Consider the following 21,360-nt stretch of genomic DNA (forward strand, 5'->3'; position numbering starts at 1 on the left):
CTTATACGATCAATGAACTATTGCCGTTGTTGCTGGCAAGGGTAGTGGGCATTTCCAGATAAAAGTCACCAATATTCACGGTGGTTGAGTTGACGCCCACCAATGTGATGGTATCTGTACCGATAGTCACAATGGTGTTACCATTGTTTCCGGTGATAGACACGCTGCTGGCAAAATTACCCGCGTTGATACCTAACAAGACGAGATCAAGGAAGTCCTGCCCGCCGTTGGGGTTACTGTCAAAACCGGTAATTCGGTCCTGCCCAAAGTTGGCGCCAAAGGCAAAGATATCGCTACCGGCACCACCGTCCAGAATGTCGTTACCTTCCTGACCATTAAGAATATCGTCCCCGCTACCGCCAGAAAGGGTATCCGCGCCCGCACCGCCAATCATGACGTCGTTGCCAACTCCACCTTGCAGGTTATCAGCGCCATCTCCGCCATCGAGGAAGTCATTCCCGATACCACCAAACAACTGGTCGTTACCGCCCATGCCGAACAGATAGTCGTTACCGGTCCCTCCCGTAATGGTGTTCGCAATGGCATTACCGGTACCGATAAAACTACCACTGCCGGTAAATACCAGCTCTTCCACGTTATCGGTGAGGTCGTAGCTGCTGAGGTTGGTTCGGACAACGTCCGTGCCACCATTCACACCTTCAATAACTACATCACCGAAATCATCAACGATGTAGGTATCATCGCCCGTGCCGCCGGTCATACTGTCGGCACCAAGCCCGCCATCAAGCGTGTCATTACCGGCATCACCTTGCAGAATATCTTGCCCCGCCTGACCAGAGAGGTTGTCGTTTCCCGCACCGCCAATGAGCAGATCGTCACCTGCACCGCCGAGTAAGGTGTCATTACCGCCTTCACCGCGTAGGATATCGCTCCAGGCAGTACCGACGAGGGTGTTAGCCCCGTTGGTACCCACAATCAGATCGCCCACGGGCTGGGTGGTGGTCGACGTCAGGACAACAGGGGGGTTGCCTTCATCGTCGACGACGGTAACGACCACCTGCAACGTTCTGCCGACCATAGCCTGACCCGGCGTATAGGTGGCGGAAGTCGCACCGTTGATGTTGACGAATCCGGTTGGCGAACTCATTCTCCATTGATAAGTGAAATTACCGCCGCTCAGACCATCGGCGTCAGCAATGCCTGAAACCACTGCGGTCAGCGTCAGGCTTTCAGTTGGGGTGAGGTCGTTAATTACCGGCACACCGGTCGTGGCCTGATTTCGCGGTAGGATCGCCTGAGTTTGTGCCGACACCAGGGTTTCAGCGTCACCCATGCGGTCGTTAAAGCTGGCTACCACACGCAGCGGTGCGCCCTGAATAGTGCCAGGCACTCTGAACTCAACGCCGGTTGCCTGATCTCGCCATTGGCCGTTGACGAATGCCTGCCAGGTCATGGTGATGGCCACATCCGCCGCCAGCCCGTTACCATCCAGCAAGTTCGCCACGTTGACGCGCAGCAGGTCGCCCACCGAAGGGTTAGGGTTACTGATGGTAAGATCGCCCGTCGCTTGTTGCCCCGTCACCCACAGCTGCTTCCCATCGCCAAACTCGAGCTTTTCGATGTTCAACAGGCGATCGATGCCATCATTCAGGTTCAGCGCGGCATCCGGCGTGGCGTGATCGACGCGCAGGCTACCGTCCGCCATACGGGTAAAGACATAGTTGCTGCTGACATCACGGTACACCGCGACGTCAGTTTCCGTGCCGTTACCTTCATGCAGGATTTCTCGCACAATCGACAGCTGATTCGGTTTCAGCGTGCCGGCCAGCATGTACGATTTCAGTTCGGCCATTCCTTCGGCGCTGGTGAGTCCTGCCATACCCGTAACGGCAATACGCACGTTGAGCCATGCATCACCATCAATGATATCGTTACCGGCTTTACCCATAATGCGGTCGCTACCGCCACCGCCGAGTAAAATATCGCTACCATCATCAGGATTCAGGAGCACCGCGTCCGGATTTGTAGAACGCTCTACGCCGAGAATAGCCTGTAAACCGGTGATCCGATCCGCACCTTCCTGGGTCAGGTTGTTAGAGAGGGGAACGCCCTGAACAGGCGCAGTACCTATCGGCTGTTCTGTCCCGGTCAGGATATCGTCGTATTTCCAGCCCGACAGCCCTTCAACAAGATCAAAACGGTCGCGTAGAATAAACTCCTGCTGGTTGACGAAAATAGGGATCCCAAGGTCAGAGTTAGCGCCATTTGGGTCGCCTTTATGGATAGCCCAGTCGAAACCGGCCATGCCATTATTGCGCTGGATCCCCGCGCCCTGAACCATGATGTCGTCACCGGCTTCGCCATCGTAGTCGGTGTCGTTACCCTGACCGTTGAGGACATCGTGACCGATAATGGTACTGTTGAAGAACAACTCGGAGTTGTCACCCGCCAGCGTGTCAAACCCGTCGCCGCCTTCCAGCCAGTCATCGCCTTCGTTGCCCATCAGGAAATCACCACCCGAGCCGCCAAGCGCAAAGTCGTTATCCTGACCCGAGAAGACCTCCTGCGCATCTTCGCCGACCACCACGAAGTCGCTACCGCTGCCACCAAAGACCAGATCGTTTCCGTTACCGGAGAAGATAACGTCATGTCCGGCATCACCGTGCAGGAAGTCCGCATCACCAACGGGCGTACCGGTATCGGTAATAATGTCATCACCATCACCGCCATGGACCACGTCTGCTTCGTCGCCGCCATCCAGTCGGTCATCTCCGCCATCACCCCACAGACTGTCGATCCCTTTACCGCCGATTAACGTATCATTGCCTGCCGTCCCTCCAAGCACCACATGCCCATCGCCGGTATATTTCAGATACCCGCCATCGGCAAAACTATCGCCGTCAACATCCACACCTGGGTCGCGACGCACCAACAACGGCGAGAGCAGATCCTTCAGCGGATTACCCCATTTCGGGTCGATTTCCGTTTGCAGCACGCGGTTCACTTCAAAAATATGGTCCGGTGTCTGGAACAGATTTGCGGGCAGGTGGGAGGATCCCTCATCACCAAGATCGCTGTTACGCATTACTAGTGCGGAAAACGAGTTGGCCTCCAGTTCATTGAGTAAGTTCAATCCCTGAACGCGGCTCAGATAGTAGAAACGATCGCCGTCCTGAAGCATTTCCATTTGTGTTTCAAAGACGAAGTTGAAGGTTGAGCCGAGCATGCCGCCAAATTCATTTTTGCGCTCTGCCAGCCCGCCAATCCAGAAATCGACCATATTCAGGCCGGTCTCTTTGGTTGCCCACGCTCCGGTACTGTTAAAGAAATCCATCGCATCCGCAGGCGGGGCATTGTTAGCATCACCAAACAATAGGAAGTTTACCGCTGCACGCTTACCTTCAAGGCTGGTGGCATTGAGGATCAGCTCATGCTGACCATAGGCGGCCATAAAGTTAATGATTGAAGCGGGATTTTTCAGGTAGGTAGTGAAGTCAGCCCAACTGGTATAAGGCTTCAGTTGACTATCACCGCTTAATGCAAAAAACTGCTCGCGGGCCTGGTTCAGCGTCGGCATTGCGGTGTCACGGCCACGGGCTATATTAAGCGCGCCTAAATCGAGGGGCAGGCCGATGAGATTATTACGCAGAGCATTGGTAATAAATTCATCAATTTCGTTACCCACCTGACGCGTCATACCACGCACAATTGCGCCAATAGCCTGATCGTCCGTGACGGTGGCCCCGTTGATTTGATTAAATGCTACCGGATTCAGGAATGCTGAAATCAGGTCAATATCACCGCTTTGCATATCAATGTCGGTGCGCGCCACGGTTTCTGTCAGCATTGAATGCCCGAAACGGTAAACCACATGCGCAAACTCGGCAAAGATCATCGGGTTTATATCCGCCGTGTTGGAGAAAACAAACGGATCGACGGCGGGTTGTACGGTACGGGCAAACTCCTCGAAGACGAGGTGCTGATATTGCATTTCCGTGGAGAAACGACCTGCCTGGAATAGGTACTCACCGTTCCATACCAGCGTACTGGTATCGGCAGGTAATTCCGTGATTTGATGATTGGGCATCAACCACTGATTAATGAGGTCGATATCACCGGTTTCCAGCAGTGTTGTTTTATATTGCTCAACCAGACGGTTATGCTCGCTGTGAAAAACGGCGTGCACCGCGGTTAAACCTATATTTTCGTTCCCACGCCCGTCACCGGTAATAAAGTGACGATCGAGCAGTTCGTTATCATAGGTTCCTGCCGGTTGCGCTCCTTCGCCCCCAATCGCAGTGTCATCATCTGCCAGCAGACCCGCTTTTGGCGCGGCAGCATGCGCAATATCATCAAGAAACGCATGGCCGGTGCGGAATGTTCCCTCAGGCAACAGACCGCCGTTGGCTTCAACCAGTCCCCCGGTGGTAACAATCTGTACCTTTCCATTTTCACTTAAAATCAAATTACCATAGCGATCCGTAGCCAGCAGGGGAACATTAAACACATCCTGATCGGTGAGTTTAATGCCAAGCAGGGTTTCAGCCTGGTTTTTAACGTCGGCCCAGGTCGCCAGTCCACCGTTCGCACCGCCTAATAAATTCCCGGTAGGCTCAGGTTTCCCATCAATAATGACGTATTCGCGGATGAAAATCTGATGTGAAGGATGGGAGGTGTAGGTTTGGTTTTGGTCGATGAAGGGGGTCGTCAGGTTTACTGTCTCTCGATTTTCATCCACCGTTGCCCGGGTTAATAGCATAAAGTTTGTTGACGACCCTTCCACATATAAAGGGTCATCCGGCTGTAGCGGAATGAAAACGATACCGTTGCCTCCTTTGGGAATCAAATCCAGACCGTGGTCAAAAAACTGGCCAAAGAAGGTCATCCAACCGTTAAAAGCAGGGGAGAGACCGATATCGGGAGACTGGTTAGGAATGGATAACGTTTCTCCGTCTCCTGTAATAGTCCCCCCGCCGGGAGCATCTTTTAATGCGTTAAATACCTCCAGTGCGGCTGGGTTAGATGCCGTTTGATCGGAAATTAAGTTACTAATAATACGTGGGTCGGCATCAATAACGGTGCCACCAATTTGGATATAACTGGTCATTTGGTCCGCATCTTGCCAGTTTAACGCGGTTAATCTCGGCATTGTCTGGTCGGCAGAGCCATATAACTCCTGACCCGGTAGAAGATTATTCCATGAACCATCTACCGTGCGAAGTCCATAAGGTAATAGCGGGCTGGAAACTAATTCTCTAAGCAATTCAGCATTAACGCTACCATCTGGGTTAGTTGCCGCTTCGGATATTTTGATCTGCTTAAGAATAAAAGCAAGATCGTGCAGGGTGACAGTAAAGTCATATTGTGAGGCCATAAGTCATTACCCCTATCTTTACCTGTATTAGCTATCATCACTCTTTTCTTCCGCTTACAAAAAATGACAGAAGAATGAGTCGTATCAGATACCTGATTGTTATTGCATGATTAAAAGTCCATATTTTAAAAATGATGTATCCATGACCAGATTAGCGTTATTCTCCTGAAGATTAGTTAGCACAATAAGATATTCACCTCACTTATATATTAGGTTTTAGAGGTTAATAATCATCGTGCCCCATTGAAATCACAGACATATTTGAGGCGCGAAGTTTTGAGAAGACAAGGTCTCCTCAAGGCTGTAAAGGTTTTACTTTTTAAAACGCATATTACAGTTATGTGATGATCATAACTATGGTTTTTCCGTTGACGACTTCACTCATACTTTTTTATGAAAAGATTAAATTTTCATTTCTTTACATTAGAATTTATGTCAAATCACTTATTAAGAAGAGTTCTCATTAAGTCGACTTTTAAGATGTCATTGTGTTGAATTATAAAATTTAATATTGGATGAAATTTAACACGACATCATTCCTGATGCCTGATTATGCTATTAGCATAAATCAATACCGTGTGATAGCTGACCCTACGTTTAGTAAAGAACGCCCCCTCCAAACAGGTAATACAATGAAAAAAAATATAATTTTTCTCTCCGGGATGATCTTTTCATCGGTCGGTCACGCCAGTGCGCTCTATTTCTATGAAATCGGAACGGAAGATACCGCACTGGCTGGTGCAGGGCAGGCCGCTCGTGCTCAGGATGCCTCTACGCTGTTAACGAACCCTGCGGGGATGACTCGTTTACCTGACCATATGGTCACCGGAGGATTACAGGCGATGGGCGGAGATATTCCCTATACGCTGAATAATACGACAGATGGCAGACAAAGCCCCGGTAATGTAATGACGCTTTTCCCTAATGCCAGCATGTTTTATACGCAACGGCTGAGTGATACCGTTTCTGCCGGTTTGGGTTTGTACGGCAACTATGGGTTAGGTATCGACTTCGGCAACTGGGCAGGGGATCGGTTAATTAAACAAAGTACCATGGTTGCGATGACGCTGAGTCCCGCTGTTGCATGGAAACTAAGTGATAAGGTGTCGGTTGGCGCAGCTGCAGGGCTAAACTATGGTTTTCTGTCGCTAAGCAGAGATGTCGATGGCCACGATGAGAAACAAAGCGATCATGACTGGGCGATGAATTACCACCTTGGGTTATTAATGGACTTAACTGACAATACACGGGCGGGTGTAACCTGGACCAGCAAGACCGATTATCATTTCAATATTGACGGGACAGCGCGTTTTCCCAATATACCTAATATTGGATATGATCTGCCGATCTCCACACAGGTCCGTGCTCCGCAGCAGGTGATGTTTAGTCTGGTTCACGATATCAACAGGCAGTGGTCAGTGATGGGCGATCTTGGCTGGCAGGACTGGAGTCAGTTTGGCAGCCCGCAGATTACAATAAATGGTCAGCAAAGCGATCGTGATATTCGTCTGAAAGATACATGGCATACAGCGCTTGGCGTGCAATATCATCCCGATGAGCAGTGGCGCATTAATGCCGGTATTGCATATGACAGTTCACCGTACAAATCGCAAAGTGATGTAGCGCTTTCGATGCCAACCGGCGAGGAATGGCGACTTGCCACCGGTGCACAGTACCAGATTACGCCAGCCAGCAATATTGGCGTTGCCGTTGAGTATTTGCACATGCAGTCGTCCAACGTCAAATCTGATATCTTTGCAGGCCAGTATAAGAACCCGTGGCTATGGTTTGCCAGTGTCAACTACAGCTATCAATTCTAGCGCCGTTATTCCCGATTAAATATCTCACGCATTGTTAATAGTCACCATGGCGGATTATCTATCCGGCGGTGTCTGGTGACCATCTGCTGGTGGTCTTATCACTCACGCTTGTTTAAATAAAAATAAATTTGTACTTTTATTATTGAGCAATTTATGGTTTTAATATGAATCTGTACTACCTTCATGGAATATAGGTAAAAGCATATTGTTTTCAATATAAATAATACAGGTTTGATTATGCAAATTTCACCTCCGGTACGCCCAGAACAAAGCATACAACGTTTAATGCAAGCACTTGAACCGATTGCAGAAAAGATGAAGGTTGTGCCGCGGCGGCGTATCATGTGGAAATACAAGAATAAGCCTCAACTCTACCTTTTTTTGCAAGGGGAGCTGTCCATTTTACGTTCTTCTGATGGTCTGTTAATCGTGACCGTCTATGAACCCCATCTGTTCGGTATTGCCGAAATGATCCAACCGGTACACGGCCATTTATTGCGCGCTGAAGCTGAATCAACCTTATTACGCGTCGATGCTGATAAAGCACGAGAACTCTTTCATCAACAAGGCTTGTGGGAAGATGCGGCGGCAGTGCTTTCATATCATACGGGTTATCTCTTTTATCGTGATGATTTAGTCGTACAGCAGCGTACTTATTCAGTGATACGTAACCACCTCGAAGAGATGATTTTGTTGCCGGAAGAGACGCGCAAGCGAGTTTCTATTTTGGATTATATTCAGGATCGGACCCACTTATCGCGCAGCAGTGTTTTAAATGTTGTATCTGCGTTAAAAAAAGGAGGGTATATTGATTTTGAACGCGGAGGGTATCTTACTTCCATCAATAAATTACCTGAGCGCTTTTAAATAAACCCACAAACAAGTTACAAATCGATTTTCTAAATTTAATATTCTATTGTAGTGGCATGCTATATATCAATCGCAAAAAATCCTCCTCATCATTCTCTGAGGAGGGTTTCTTGTTATTCAATAAGAGAGTTCACGGACTGATTAATGCTTAACAGTCCTGTTTGATCATGCTCCTTATAATAAAAATTGTTCATTTGCTGCATTTGTTCGAGCTTGGTTAAAGAAGCATAAACCTGGTATGCCTGGCTATGAACGTCAAACATCTCTCTTGGCTTAACCTCATGAAGATACTCATTTTTTAACGAACTCACGACGTTTTCAATTTGCTGTTTATTATCCTGGTATAAGGACAGGGATGCCGAGTCACTACTTGATTTTGACTCGGGTTGTGCCTGAACAACAGGGATCACCATTTTATTGATTTTAACAACTTTCTCTGGGGGAGAAGTATTACAGCCAGAAAGTATCCCAGTGATGAGAAGTAGATAGAGAGTGCGCATATATAGTGTTCTAAAGACAATGGATGCCAGCCATTATCTTTTTATACAGTCAGGTGTCTACAGCTATTTTGTTTAAATAAAAACAAAATGAAATTTAAAATTAAATGTCATTGCATTATATTGTTTCATAAGATCATGTTAGCCTACGAGCATTAGATCATAGAAACCTGATGAACACAGTATTACGGAAGCTTCTCAACAATCAGAGCAGCAGGGTTTCTAATATATTATTAGTGAGGATTTATGAAACTTAATAAACTAGTGAGTTATCTGGCATTAGCTGGCGTGTGTTCAACATCATTAATATCACTACCTGTATTGGCACAGGAAGGGGCAAAAGATGCGACTGCTCAGACCAAAAGTGCGAATGACGCCTTATATGGTCAATTGCCATTCACTGATAAAACCGATTTTATGAACGCTCATAAAGGTTTTATTGCTCCGCTTCCCAGTGAATTGATTAAAGGTAAGCAGGGAAATGTTGTTTGGGACCCTCAGCAATATGCCTTTATCAAAGAGGGTGAAAAAGCCCCCGACACGGTTAATCCAAGCCTGTGGCGTCAGTCGCAGTTGATCAATATTGGCGGCTTGTTCCAGGTCACTGATGGCGTGTATCAAATCCGTAATCTTGATCTCTCGAATATGACAATTATGGAAGGGAAAGAGGGCATTACGGTCATTGATCCGCTTGTCTCGGCAGAAACCGCGAAAGTAGGAATGGACCTTTATTATAAGAATCGCGGTAAAAGACCCGTTGTTGCCGTCATTTATACACACAGCCATGTTGATCACTACGGTGGCGTCCGCGGCGTGATTGATGACGCTGATGTGAAATCCGGGAAAGTGAAGGTATATGCACCGGCTGGTTTTATGAAGGAAGCTGTATCTGAAAATATTATGGCAGGTAACGCCATGAGTCGCCGAGCCAGTTACATGTACGGCAATCTGCTGAAACCGGATGCAAAAGGTCAGGTCGGTGCGGGTCTGGGGACGACAACCTCCGCCGGTACGGTGACGCTGATTGAACCCACTAACTATATTACCCACACCGGGCAGAAAGAAGTTATCGACGGTCTAACCTATGACTTCATGATGGCACCGGGATCGGAAGCACCTTCTGAAATGCTGTGGTATGTAGAAGAGAAGGGAATGATCGAAGCTGCAGAGGATGTCACCCATACGCTACATAACACTTATTCATTACGTGGCGCGAAGATCCGCGATCCGCTGGCATGGTCAAAATATATCAATGACGTTATTGGCCGCTGGGGTGGAAAGGCAAACATTATTATTGCTCAGCATCACTGGCCGACCTGGGGTAATGAAAATGTGGTGAAGTTAATGAAAAGTCAGCGTGATATGTACCGTTACATCAACGATCAGACGCTGCGTATGGCTAACCAGGGGCTGACCCGTGACGAAATCGCCGCTAACTTCAAACTGCCGTCTGGTCTGGAAAAATCATGGGCCAGCCGTGGATACTATGGTTCTGTCAGCCATGATGTGAAAGCAACGTATGTCTTTTACCTCGGCTGGTTCAACGGTAATCCGGCAACACTGAATGAATTACCGCCCGTTGATGCCGCGAAGAAATATGTCGATTATATGGGCGGCGCTGATGCAATCATGCAAAAAGCGAAAACGGATTACGCCCAGGGCAATTACCGTTGGGTGGCGCAAGTCACTAACAATATCGTCTTTGCTGATCCGAGCAATAAAGAAGCCCGTAATCTGGAAGCCGATGCCCTTGAACAAATGGGTTACCAGGCTGAGTCCGGTCCATGGCGTAATTTTTATCTGACAGGTGCACAAGAATTACGCAACGGTGTGGTAAAAGGCGCGACGCCAAATACCGCCAGCCCGGATACCGTTAAGGCCATGTCGCCGGAGATGTTCTTTGATTATCTCGCGGTACATATTAACGGAGAAAAAGCGGCAAATGCGCAGGCAGTCTTCAACGTCGATTTAGGTGCTGACGGCGGTAAATACAAACTGGAACTGGAAAACGGTGTTCTTAACCATAGCGCTGATGCACAGGCCAGCAACGCTGATGCCTCCATTACACTTAACCGTGCAACATTGAACAAAATCATTCTCAAGGAAGAATCGCTGAAACAGGCAGAAGAGAAGGGTGATGTACAAATTTCCGGCAATCATGCCAAGCTTGATGAGTTCCTCGGGTATTTAGATAGCTTTGATTTCTGGTTTAACATGGTAACGCCTTAACTTCAGAGACAAACTATGCCATAACCCGCCAGCACTGGCGGGTTTTTTATTGTTGCTTATCAGAGTATTGAGTTGTACGAGACTGTATAGCAGTTGCTATACATAAGCTTTATGATATGCTTGTAAAGCAATTGCTATACAAGAGGCTTAATAATGAAATCAGATGTCCAGCTCAACCTTAGAGCTAAAGAATCCCAACGCGCGCTTATTGATGCGGCCGCAGAGATTCTACATAAATCGCGTACAGACTTTATTCTGGAAATGGCCTGCCAGGCGGCAGAGAACGTCATTCTCGATCGCCGAGTGTTTAATTTTAATGATGAACAATACGCTGAGTTTATCGAGATGCTTGATGCTCCGGTTGCCGAAGATCCCGCTATCAGGAAGCTACTGGCAAGGAAACCACAGTGGGATTTGTAACCGCACCAGAACCGCTAACTCACATTCATCAATTGGCGGAATTTGTCAGCGGAGAAATTGTTCTCGATGATTGGTTAAAGCAAAAAGGGCTAAAAAATCAGGCTCTCGGCGCAGCCAGGACGTTTGTTGTCTGCAAAACAGACACGCGACAAGTCGCTGGCTTTTATTCACTGGCCACTGGTAGCGTCAACCACACAGAAGCAACAGGCAATCTTCGGCGTAACATGCCAGATCCAATCCCCGTAATTATCCTTGCCAGATTGGCCGTAGATCTTTCTGTTCGTGGAAAAGGGTTAGGGGCCGATCTGCTTCACGATGCGGTACTGCGGTGTTACAAAGTGGCAGAAAATATTGGCGTGCGTGCCGTTATGGTGCATGCGCTCACAGACGAAGCTAAACGTTTTTATCTTCACCACGGATTCAAAGCATCTCAACTGCAAGAACGAACTCTGTTTCTCAGGCTTTCATGATTGTAATGAGCAGAGGAGGTCAATGGCCAAACGTGGGCCACATGGGGACTTAACTGAGTACGTATCAAATCGCATTTAACATAATATACATTATGCGCACTAACGTCAGGTAACAAGAATTGTAGCTAGATTGGTGCAGTAGTTAGTTCGCATAACAGTTGGATTGTCTTGCGCCCTCTGGTTCGGATTGTGGACTTCTATGGCCAAGCTCTCACTACGTTCGAGGGATTGTGCTCGTTGTGATGTCTTCATTCACCTGACCGACATCATCAAAACCTGTTTCGTCTTTTAGCTTGTGCAAGCCTCTGCATTAGCTGGATGTGATTCTGGTTACTGCAAACTGGAACGCTTCTTCTCTGTTTCGGCTATGTGCTTCTCTGAGGCATTAGCTGTTTTTGAATTCTTCTGATGTGTCAGTCTGAATTTATCATCTTGGGTAAATGATGGATTCCTTCAAGGACTAATGCACAGAGAATGCGTTGTACTGCCCAACGTTAAACTTCGTAGTGCTGGTGAGATTCCAGCAAATCTTGTTTACAATTCGAGGATTCTAGATACTGACAATTGTTATACAATTCCTCTCGTCTTAGACCAGACGCTAAATCTGTCCATGAAAGTGAAAAGCTTTAATGAGTTATGTGCGGAGGATTCCATACCTCGTGTTGACCGACACTTGCAGCTTGTCTGCATTTGCATAACCAACAATGTAGCACCAGACATTCATACAGGGACTCCATACCTTGTGCTTACCGCGTTTGTTATTCGATGAATACACACTCGTGAATGCTGTCGAACTTGAAATAGCTTCTTCGAAGCAGGTGGCGAAATGCCATTATTAATTGTTTTAACTGGCGTGGAACACGCTAGCTTTATCCCATTGATTCAGAATCTGTCAGCCTTAAGCAAGCCGATGGATGATGAGTGTTAGCAATCACCAGTGCACTGGACATGGTTGCTGACTTGCTCCGCTTAAAGCAGATGGGATGGAAGATAAGGGATTAGCTACCCTACTCTTTCATGGCTCCAAAGCAATTATCATGACATTTTCTTGTTATGAGAAATAGTTATGTGACTTAATCGTGAAATGTATCGTGCCCAAAATCGTGCCTTAATCTAGTAACAAGACACTTACCTTTGTATATGTGAAAGCTATTGGGACAACCGAACCTCCAGTCTTGTGCTGGGTGGCAGAGGCCAATAGTATTCATGCCCAAGAAAGCAGATATCAGTTAATCGCAGTACCCTATGCCGAAAATGGGTTGCTGATATCTGGCGTATGAAACAGAATGAGGTGGTCAGTACCCTATGCCGAAAACGCATCTCTGCCTGATTCATGTATACAAAATTAATGTGCCTTATCGCTTAGAACTGCCTTACTTCATACACATCGTTGTTGAAGTTTCCTTGAAGAATTATTGTCACTGGTGCATTAGCTCCATAAGATTGCGGAGCTAAGTATTGAATGGTACAAACCACAAGCTGCTTATTGCCGTGAACTGAAAGAAGCTTTGGATGATTCACATCATACTTACTTTGAAAATCCCTCATGAGCACAGCACACCTCTTGTCTGCCCGTTGTTTTAGTTGCTCAATTTCTTTCTTTTGTTCTGGAGTTAATTCTTTCGGTGCTGGAACTGGTACAGGCTTTGGTTGGGTATTTGTATGGGAAGTAACTTCGGGTGTTTTCTTTTCAATCTTATTACTACTGTCTGGACAATAAAAAATTCCACCTGAAATGTATTTACAACCAGTACACCCTGTAAGCGAGAGGATTGCCAAAGCAACAACTCCTCTGTTAATGACAGATTTCATTAATTGCAAGTTCCTTGTTAAATTGAAGTTCAACTCATATCGACTAAGGAGTTATGTGCATACACTCAACAACTGAGCTGTTCTGAGACATTAGTTGTTTATGAGATAAAAGAACAACTGCATTATACAAAATCACCTTTTTCGGTGTAAGTAGTAAGAAGTGCTATCTTATTGTTTGTTCATTCTTCTAATCTTATCTGCCTTCCGGCAAGGACTCCTGCGGAGGGCTATGATACTTCATGAAGAAATTCAGTCTATCCTAAGTCCTCCTTACTGTTTCTTTATTATTCTTTTATTAATCTTGTAGCTCTTCATTAAGTAATTCAGTCTTCATAAGTACAGATTACGGATAATAGATAAGATAATAACAATAGAGATAATCCTAATACTATTCGCTCGCTGGCAGCAGAGCGAGCCTAAGGCATAAATCGAATTCTGTCAAACGATATAATAAGCAATTAGTGCTATGATCATTTATTGAACTCATTGTACCAGCTAGATAGTACGTGCGTTATTTAGCCAAAATCGGGAGCGGTGGATAATACAGAATACAATCCCTTCACTTCCAACTAATGCCCCATTTAGCACGCCTGCATGGCAATCTCAGGGCTTTCTCTGCCCTACCCTCATAATCACCTTATTTCATTCCAGAGCCTCTCCTTGTGGCATTGAGAGGCATTGCTATCTGGTCTAACCACTAATAATGTCACATTTCTTTAAACCTTAATAATCATCTAATAAGGAATACACATGAACAATTTCATGCCTTCATCTCCTGCTTCACAAGCAACCTCTTCTGTCCCTTCCACTGCATTCACTCCACCTGATGAAATAATTAATGAGACACTTATCTCGTTATTCTATCTCACCAGTGAAGGTGGCTTTATGGGTAAAGATACTCGTATCGTTAATCATCGCGAACAAGATGGGAAAGTTCAGATTGAATTAGTTATTAATGGCTATTCATTTTGGATGGATGCGAAGGAAATCTCACTCCGACTTAATCAAATGCAGCAGCGTCGCCTTATGTCTGACCGCACTATTTATTTCATTTCTGATTCTAATGGGAAATTCCGTTGTAATCATCGAATTAAATCATGGTCTGACATGCGACTTGAACAGTATCAGGAAATGTCCGGGAGATATGCCCAATGAAAACACTCCACAGTTTTTCAGCTAAAGGCTTGAATGATGAAATCTTTGCTCGTCTTTTAAAAGATGATGACAGATGCAAAATCAGCAAGTGCTTTAGCGGTGATAATCATTGTGGCTGGAATGTAAGTGCCCCTCGTTATCTATGGATAAAAGCTGGAGTTCATCCTATATGGCTAAGCCATACAAAAGGGTATTCCTTGCAGACGCGAGTTGGCACTAAGCGAATGAAACGCTCAAGAGAACTACTTCTTGCATCCTTAGAAGCGAATGAATCTATTTCATTTACTCAGCCAATTCCTGTCCAGGTGTTCCACTCCACTCTACGCGCATAAGAAGATATCCATGAATAAGAAACTATCCAAAATAGTTAGAATACAGAATACAACTATTCGTAGACTGGCAAAGAAGAACAGACTGTATTCAAAACAACTTTCACACAAGGAGGCTGACAATGGCATTATCCAGAGCGCAGCATGAAGCAAACAAAGCTAATGGTGCATATCACATTGACCGTCATGGGAATCGTGTTACTCCTGCATTAGCTCGTTCTGCACGTTCCACAGATGTAGTAACAGGCGTTCGTCATACTGCTGCAAATTCAGCTATTGATAAAGATGTATTCAATGACCCATTAAAGCTACAGATTATGTCTCTGCGGGCTTGTGGCCGTCATGCAGAGGCTGACCGTTTAGAGGGTGTGAAACGTTAAAAATAATGCGCTATATAGGGCTACAGCACGTCGTGAGACGTTAAGCCCTGTCATTGCATTGTCCATTATTAAAAGCTCTCAAAATGGCATACAGAGCGTTTAATAATGGCTGATTGTTATTTGATCATTATTGCCACAATTTTATTTATGAATTTTTTTTTAGCTCCATGCAGTGAATGCCTGAATTGAAGGTGTTGATGAAAGTAGGACCCATTCCAACTTCATTCTTCCTTCTGTTGATTCTCATTCATTCTATGGAGCATCCGATGAAATACAATTACACTACAGATTACAATCATCCTCATTATTATTCAGGCAATGTCTTCACCTCTAATCGTTACGGTCGATATCGCATTCTTGGCAAGCTTCTCAATCATAACCGCCGTGGTTATTATGTCGTTCAGTTTGAAGAAACTGGGCACACAACCAAAGCTTATTGCTCAGCTATCAAATCTGGAAAGGTTGCCGACCGTTCATATGACTTCGGCAATGAAGAAGAAAGACGAGAAGCGTTAATGCGTCCCGTTATTCATGGTGTTGGCTATATCGGAATTGGACAGTATCGGACATATGTCCCCTACACTCCCGATACATATGGACAGAGAACAAAGGAGTATGTGCTCTGGCAAAATATGATTGCTCGTTGCTACTACACCAGAAATGGAAAGCAGGTTCACAAGGGATACAAAGGTGTGGTTGTGTGTGAACGCTGGCATTGCTTCCAGAACTTCTGTTCAGACCTTCCAGCAATTCCCGGATATAGCAACTGGAAGGATAATCCAGTGAGATATGAGTTTGACAAAGACTATTCCCATCGTCGTCATTACTCACCAGATACAATGTGTTTCATTCCAACCAGTGATAATGCAAAAGAAGCTGGCTTGAGAAATCAGGCGATGAAGATAGCCAAGTCAGATTATTACTCCATAAACAAGAATCGAGAATCCATTGTTGATGAAGCCAAAGAGGCTTTGATAATTGATTATGAGATTGTGATGAATGGAAACACTCACACCATTATCACTGATACACCCTATGGAACAACAGTCTTCTTCCCATTAACAAAGAAGATAATGCGTCATTGCTTCCTCATTGATGGTGACGTTCATGTCTTCATTCAGTATCTCGACTGGCTGAAACAACGGTGGATAGATAGAAATCCATCCATTGATATGCATTGCTATGAAGTGATGTGATTGAACAAAGGGCATTGTTAATTCAGTGTCCTTGATTGAATCACAAACGATTAATTATAAAGATTCAGCATTCTCTAACTGACGAGTTATGGAATACAACTTGTGGGGGTAGTCTTGTTACTACGTGAACGGGCAAATCAACAACAACGCATTCACTCATGTCATGCCAATTGCAAAAGACAATTGTCACGCCATTCGTTCAGCTCTCTATCGCTCAAGCTTCCAGCTTGTCGCTTATTGGTGCAGCCATCTAGTTATGAGTCTTGAGGGGAAATAGCGTGTTCCACGCCATTTCACAATCCAATACATTATGCGCACTAACGTAGATAAAGGCTGAATCTGATGTTTTATGGTCATCCTTGTGCTGCTCAATAATGACGCCTCAAAACCCTTTCAAGCACAGTTGCCTCAACAGCGCTAACAGTTCTGGATGATGGCTCTCGACTACAGCTGGTTATGCAAATAGCTGTTTTATGTCTTCTACAATTCCACCGCGACTCTCACTTCACTGAACATTAAAACTGATAACTGTAGTTCACACTGGCAAACCACAGATACGGATTATCGTAACTCCCCTGATAAATTGATGGTGACTGTACGTGGGACGACTGCATATGCAGATACGACACAGCAGCACCGATATTGCTTTGTGGTGTAATTTGATATTGCGCTCCGGTAGCAAATCGCCATTCATCACCGGTCGGCAACGTCAGCGCCACATCGCTTTGCGAATTATAGACCGTACTATCAAAAGCTACGCCCGCATTCAAACGCCATTGTTCCGTAGGTCGAAATTGCACACCTAAAGCCGTATGCCACGAATCCTTAAGACGACTGGACTTATCAACTTCTTGCCCGACCACCGTTATTTGCGGCGCGCCGAACTGACTCCAGTCCTGCCAGCCAAGATCGCCCATCACTGACCACTGTTTATTAATGTCATGAACCAGACTTAACATAATCTGCTGTGGAGCACGTACCTGCGCAGAAATAGGTAAATCGTATTCCACGTTCGGTAAGTTCGGGAAACGCGCTTTGCCGTCAATATCAAAATCGTACTCAGTTTTGCTGGTCCAGGCGATACCGGCCCGGGTTTGATCGGTCAGTTCCATCAATAATCCCAGACGATAGCTCATCGCCCAGTCATGATCCTTTTCTTTTTCATCGTTGCCATCAACATTTCGAGTAAGTGACAGAAAACCGTAATTGACGTTAACAGAGCCCCCAACGGAAACCCTGTCACTAAGCTTATAAGCCAGCGATGGACTGAGCGTCATCGCAACCATGGTGCTTTTCTTAATCAGCCGGTCGCCGGACCAATTGCCAAAATCGATCCCCAGACCGTAATTTCCGTATAGCCCAATACCAGCATAAAGATCGTCATTCACCTTCTGGGCATAGAATGCGCTGGCATTTGGAAAGAAGCGCATGATGTCACCGGGGCTTTTACGCCCCGTCTCGTCTTCAAGGGTGTAGGACACATCACCATCCATTGCCTGTAATCCACCGGTGAACATATGATCCGGAAGTCGCGTCATTCCTGCGGGGTTAGTCACGATGGTGGAGGCATCCTGCGCACGCGCTGCCTGCCCCGCCCCTGCCAAAGCCGTATCTTCGGTGCCTATTTCATAAAAATAGAGTGCGCTAGCTTGTGCTAACGGCGAACAAAAAAGACTAAGATAAATCAAGGTCAATTTTTTCATATGCCACCTGCAGAATTTCTTCATTATTGAAGTAGTTAGCGTCTGTAAAAGCGTAGCTCGCAGCATTTAAATTGTCAGGCAAAAGCACCGGATTAAAAGCGTGACTTGTGCATACGTTCGAGCTGAATTTTGTCTGCTTCACTCGCTGTGTCAGCCAGGGACTGAAAACTATCTGGTGCGTAATAAGTTTTCGGTCGCGGAAGCGATTGCATGGAAGTGCCCGGGTAAATTTGTAACTCGCCCAGGCGCGCAAGCCGATATCCTTCGATCACGGCGGGAAAAGTCAGTTGCAGTGGTGTGGCGTTCTCGTACGAAACTGGGGTTGGTAACCGGTTATGCTCAAGATTATAGTTACGCTTTAACACCAGGAATTTATCTGGAACCCTACGTTTACTGTTCCACCAGTCACCGTCCAATTCGCGAAACTTACGCTCAGTTTCAGTCCGGGTTGCGACGCCAAGTTGCAGTAAAACCCGCTGCAGTTCGCGATCCACCGCCGCGTTGTAGGCCGCAATGGATTCCACCCTGCCCTGTAAAATCACGTTGATGGCGATACGAGCACCCAGTAGATTTGAATAGAGATCTTCCGGGGAAAATGCAGAAATCTGCTCAGAAAAACCGGGAACAGACTCGAATCCATACCACTGTGCAATTTCGTGCCATTGAGCCAGTTCAAAGGCCAGATTCCCCGCCAACCAGGCGGCCAATGTGTAACGCTGCGCCATTGCTGCAGGAGGTGTGAAACCGTGTAGCTGTATCCGTCTGACGCCCAATTCTTCGCTGTAAAAAAAACGCCACTGTTGACCAAGTTTTGGATAAATACGAGAAAAGAGGTAAAAGGTGTTATCCGCCGTATCGCGAACGTGCGCTATGTCGATAAAACCCCCACGGTGGGTATAAAGCAGTCCGTCTTTTTCCTCACTCAGTCCAACGATATTTTTCACGGCCCCCAACGCACTATCGTTATAGTGATGACGCCCCAGTGAATCTAACGTTAATACATTGCCAATCTGGTAGACAGGGATCGGCACACCTATCGCCCTGACATGAAGATCATAGCCAAACGCGCAGCATGGGCGTAGTGACTCCGGCGGTGCTAAATGGCCGACAACGGGATATGCCTTATGCGCTTGTTTAAGAGTGAGGCCAGGAACTTCCGCGCAGGCAAATCCGGCTACCAGCAGTAAAAACAGAAATCCTTGGTACCGTTTTGCGTTCCGCCACCGCCAAACGCGCTCATGGCCGGAGGAATAAACTGCCCATCAACCTGTCGTCCCTTGCCATGCAGAAACAGACCGAACAGGCCGCCGCCATAACCAACGGCCGGCTCGGTAATAACCAGCGGAATCGGTAGAAAACCGTACGGGTTTTCTTGTAAATAACGGCTCATGTCCACCATGCCGTCTTCAGGATCAATAAGCCCTGTCGCCATAGCGCGCCAGCACAGCAGAGGAATTAGCAGAAAAAGCCAACGCATTATTTCCCGCCTTCTGGCGGTGTTGCGGGTGCGGTATACCAATTCTCTTTGGCCACCATCACGCTGTTTTCTGGCTGTAGCACAAAATTCGGAGACATAATCTGCACGTTAAATTCGTTGAAGACGTCCTGAATATTGCTATGCAGTTCATTACGGGCATCTGCCAGAGATACATCCGGCAGCAGGCGCACCTGCAATTCATAGGAAATATACCAGTCCATCAGACTCAGCTGACGCACCAACGGCGGCTGTGAAAGATCGATTCCTTTGGCACGCTTGGCTGCCAACTCCAGCATTGCGTGGACCTGGCGCCAGGGCGTGTCGTAGCCAATGGTAACGCCGACCGTCAGGTTGACGCCGCCGTTGGTGCTTTGCGCGCTAAGGTTAGTAATTTTTCCACTAACCACTACCGCATTTGGCACGGTGACCACGTAATTTTCACGAGTGATAATTTTGGTCGCGAGCATACCAATTTCGCTTACCAATCCCTCGTTGTCCGCTACCCGAATCATGTCGCCTTTGCGTAGCGCGCGCGAATAGATCAAAACCAGTCCACTCATTGCGTGGTTCATCACCCCGGCCGACCCCAGCGTGAGCATCAGGCCAAAGAAAACGCTGATACCTTTAAACGCCAGTGAATTGGCACCAGGCAAAAAGGGATAGGCTGCAGATAGCGCAAAGAGCCACACCACCACAGAGATCAACTTCCGGGTTGCGCCCACGGTTTCAGGATGAATTCCAGGCAACTGCAAACGCCCTGCCTCCACCTGGTTGAGAACCACTTTAAGCAACTTCAGGATGAAGGCCGTGATGAGAAAAATGATCAGGACGATCATCAAGCCAGGTAACGCTGAGACAATCGACAATGCAATATCACGCACTACGCGTACAGACCAGTCACCAAGGGACTCTCCCCAGACGCGCGTCCAGGGAAACAGGCTAAAGACCCAACTCAGCCAAACGTAAAGTGCAACGATACCCAGCAGGATCATCAACAGTGCGTACAGGCGTGTCTCGATAGCGCCGATAAAATGCCGCCAACTCTGGGGGATCCAGCTTTTGTTCTCAAAAATGCGACGACGATAAACGCGTCTGACCCAACGCCAGGAACGGTATGCACCGAACCAAAACAGCACCAGTCCCACCAGACCAGCCACCGTTTTCACCGCCGACAGCGCCAGCCAGGCGCTGTTATACTGATCGCTCAATGCAGACCGCTGCGCCTCCATGCGCGCCAGTACGCGCTGCGCCGCCTGGTCGAGCGTAAGATCGTCTCCTTCGTCGAGATCGCCTTGTGTCAGCAACATCACCGGTTTACCGTTCATCACGATAAGCCTTCCCGGCTGGTTATAACGCGTGACCGATACAACCTGTAGCGGTTCGCGAACATCGGCTTCAGTGAAATTTCGTAGCGTATTGCGGATGCGCAGCACCCGCTCTTCTGGCGTGGTAAGGCCGAATTTCGCCTGGAGCATGACAATCGGTTGATGAAAAATATAAACCGTTCGCGCGCGTTCCTTTTCGGTGGGCTCCTGACGAGGTTCCGCCGCATATGTGTTAACAACCAAAGAGGAAAGAAAGCACATTAAAAAAGCGATCACAATCCTGTTCATATTCGCCACCGAAAACACGATAATTATCGTTATTATTCAAAAAGCCAACGCAAA

General features: G+C 46.8%; 15 protein-coding genes and 1 pseudogene. 9 read left to right on the forward strand and 7 right to left on the reverse strand.

The genetic code is table 11. From position 1 onward, the window contains the following. Position 1 precedes the first annotated feature (1 nt). Positions 2 to 5,335 carry a peroxidase family protein gene (locus tag OGY17_RS11770; RefSeq protein WP_286607284.1) on the reverse strand — a complete coding sequence of 1,778 codons (5,334 nt, stop codon included), beginning with the start codon at positions 5,333 to 5,335 and terminating at the stop codon, positions 2 to 4. A 632-nt stretch (positions 5,336 to 5,967) separates the two neighbouring features. Here OGY17_RS11770 and OGY17_RS11775 point away from each other — a divergent pair. Together OGY17_RS11775 and OGY17_RS11780 are read left to right on the forward strand one after the other, a co-directional pair. Then, positions 5,968 to 7,155, forward strand: coding sequence for an OmpP1/FadL family transporter (locus tag OGY17_RS11775; RefSeq protein WP_286607286.1), 1,188 nt, complete (start codon positions 5,968 to 5,970; stop codon positions 7,153 to 7,155). Positions 7,156 to 7,392: 237 nt separating this feature from the next. Continuing rightward, on the forward strand, positions 7,393 to 8,022 hold the full coding sequence (locus OGY17_RS11780) for a winged helix-turn-helix transcriptional regulator (RefSeq protein WP_008784772.1): 630 nt from the start codon (positions 7,393 to 7,395) through the stop codon (positions 8,020 to 8,022). Positions 8,023 to 8,138: 116 nt separating this feature from the next. Here OGY17_RS11780 and OGY17_RS11785 read toward each other — a convergent pair whose 3' ends face one another. Continuing rightward, the gene (locus OGY17_RS11785; protein ID WP_286607288.1) at positions 8,139 to 8,525 is read right to left on the reverse strand and encodes a KPN_03583 family lipoprotein; all 387 of its coding nucleotides are present in this window, start codon (positions 8,523 to 8,525) and stop codon (positions 8,139 to 8,141) included. Positions 8,526 to 8,768: 243 nt separating this feature from the next. On the opposite strand from OGY17_RS11785, the gene OGY17_RS11790 reads away from it, so the two are divergent. From OGY17_RS11790 to OGY17_RS11800, 3 genes are all read left to right on the forward strand, one after another. Beyond that, positions 8,769 to 10,751 (forward strand): alkyl/aryl-sulfatase, encoded by a 1,983-nt coding sequence (locus OGY17_RS11790; RefSeq protein ID WP_071692396.1) that lies wholly within the window; start codon positions 8,769 to 8,771, stop codon positions 10,749 to 10,751. 153 nt (positions 10,752 to 10,904) lie between these two features. Then, positions 10,905 to 11,171 (forward strand): type II toxin-antitoxin system TacA family antitoxin, encoded by a 267-nt coding sequence (locus tag OGY17_RS11795; protein ID WP_008784769.1) that lies wholly within the window; start codon positions 10,905 to 10,907, stop codon positions 11,169 to 11,171. Then, positions 11,159 to 11,641, forward strand: a complete 483-nt coding sequence (locus tag OGY17_RS11800; RefSeq protein WP_063941970.1) for a GNAT family N-acetyltransferase — start codon at positions 11,159 to 11,161, stop codon at positions 11,639 to 11,641. Before OGY17_RS11795 ends, OGY17_RS11800 begins: the two co-directional genes overlap by 13 nt. Before the next feature lie 1,362 nt (positions 11,642 to 13,003). Here the strand turns inward: OGY17_RS11800 and OGY17_RS11805 are convergent. Continuing rightward, on the reverse strand, positions 13,004 to 13,453 hold the full coding sequence (locus tag OGY17_RS11805; protein ID WP_286607290.1) for a hypothetical protein: 450 nt from the start codon (positions 13,451 to 13,453) through the stop codon (positions 13,004 to 13,006). A 750-nt stretch (positions 13,454 to 14,203) separates the two neighbouring features. On the opposite strand from OGY17_RS11805, the gene OGY17_RS11810 reads away from it, so the two are divergent. From OGY17_RS11810 to OGY17_RS11825, 4 genes are all read left to right on the forward strand, one after another. Next, on the forward strand, positions 14,204 to 14,608 hold the full coding sequence (locus tag OGY17_RS11810; RefSeq protein WP_286607293.1) for a hypothetical protein: 405 nt from the start codon (positions 14,204 to 14,206) through the stop codon (positions 14,606 to 14,608). Then, entirely contained in the window at positions 14,605 to 14,940 is a 336-nt protein-coding gene (locus OGY17_RS11815) for a hypothetical protein (RefSeq protein WP_286607295.1), read from the forward strand. The genes OGY17_RS11810 and OGY17_RS11815 overlap by 4 nt, the downstream gene beginning before the upstream one ends. A gap of 119 nt (positions 14,941 to 15,059) precedes the next feature. Next, positions 15,060 to 15,317: a hypothetical protein gene (locus tag OGY17_RS11820; protein ID WP_286607297.1), complete on the forward strand. Its 258-nt coding sequence runs from the start codon at positions 15,060 to 15,062 to the stop codon at positions 15,315 to 15,317. Positions 15,318 to 15,583: 266 nt separating this feature from the next. Continuing rightward, the gene (locus tag OGY17_RS11825) at positions 15,584 to 16,513 is read left to right on the forward strand and encodes a hypothetical protein (RefSeq protein ID WP_286607300.1); all 930 of its coding nucleotides are present in this window, start codon (positions 15,584 to 15,586) and stop codon (positions 16,511 to 16,513) included. Between the two features lie 515 nt (positions 16,514 to 17,028). Here OGY17_RS11825 and OGY17_RS11830 read toward each other — a convergent pair. The 4 genes and pseudogenes from OGY17_RS11830 to OGY17_RS11845 form a co-directional block, all read right to left on the reverse strand. Then, positions 17,029 to 18,216, reverse strand: coding sequence for an OmpP1/FadL family transporter (locus tag OGY17_RS11830; RefSeq protein ID WP_060682211.1), 1,188 nt, complete (start codon positions 18,214 to 18,216; stop codon positions 17,029 to 17,031). A 92-nt stretch (positions 18,217 to 18,308) separates the two neighbouring features. Further along, positions 18,309 to 19,409, reverse strand: a complete 1,101-nt coding sequence (locus OGY17_RS11835; RefSeq protein WP_286607462.1) for a DUF4056 domain-containing protein — start codon at positions 19,407 to 19,409, stop codon at positions 18,309 to 18,311. An 8-nt stretch (positions 19,410 to 19,417) separates the two neighbouring features. Beyond that, a pseudogene (locus tag OGY17_RS11840) lies at positions 19,418 to 19,693 on the reverse strand (BamA/TamA family outer membrane protein); the annotation flags it as partial. Then, complete coding sequence (locus OGY17_RS11845) at positions 19,693 to 21,306, reverse strand: mechanosensitive ion channel family protein (RefSeq protein ID WP_286607304.1); 1,614 nt, start codon at positions 21,304 to 21,306, stop codon at positions 19,693 to 19,695. The pseudogene OGY17_RS11840 and the gene OGY17_RS11845, both read right to left, overlap by 1 nt. Between the last annotated feature and the right edge of the window lie 54 nt (positions 21,307 to 21,360).

It is taken from the genome of Citrobacter sp. Cpo126 (genome assembly GCF_030332445.1).
Lineage (GTDB): Bacteria > Pseudomonadota > Gammaproteobacteria > Enterobacterales > Enterobacteriaceae > Citrobacter > Citrobacter portucalensis.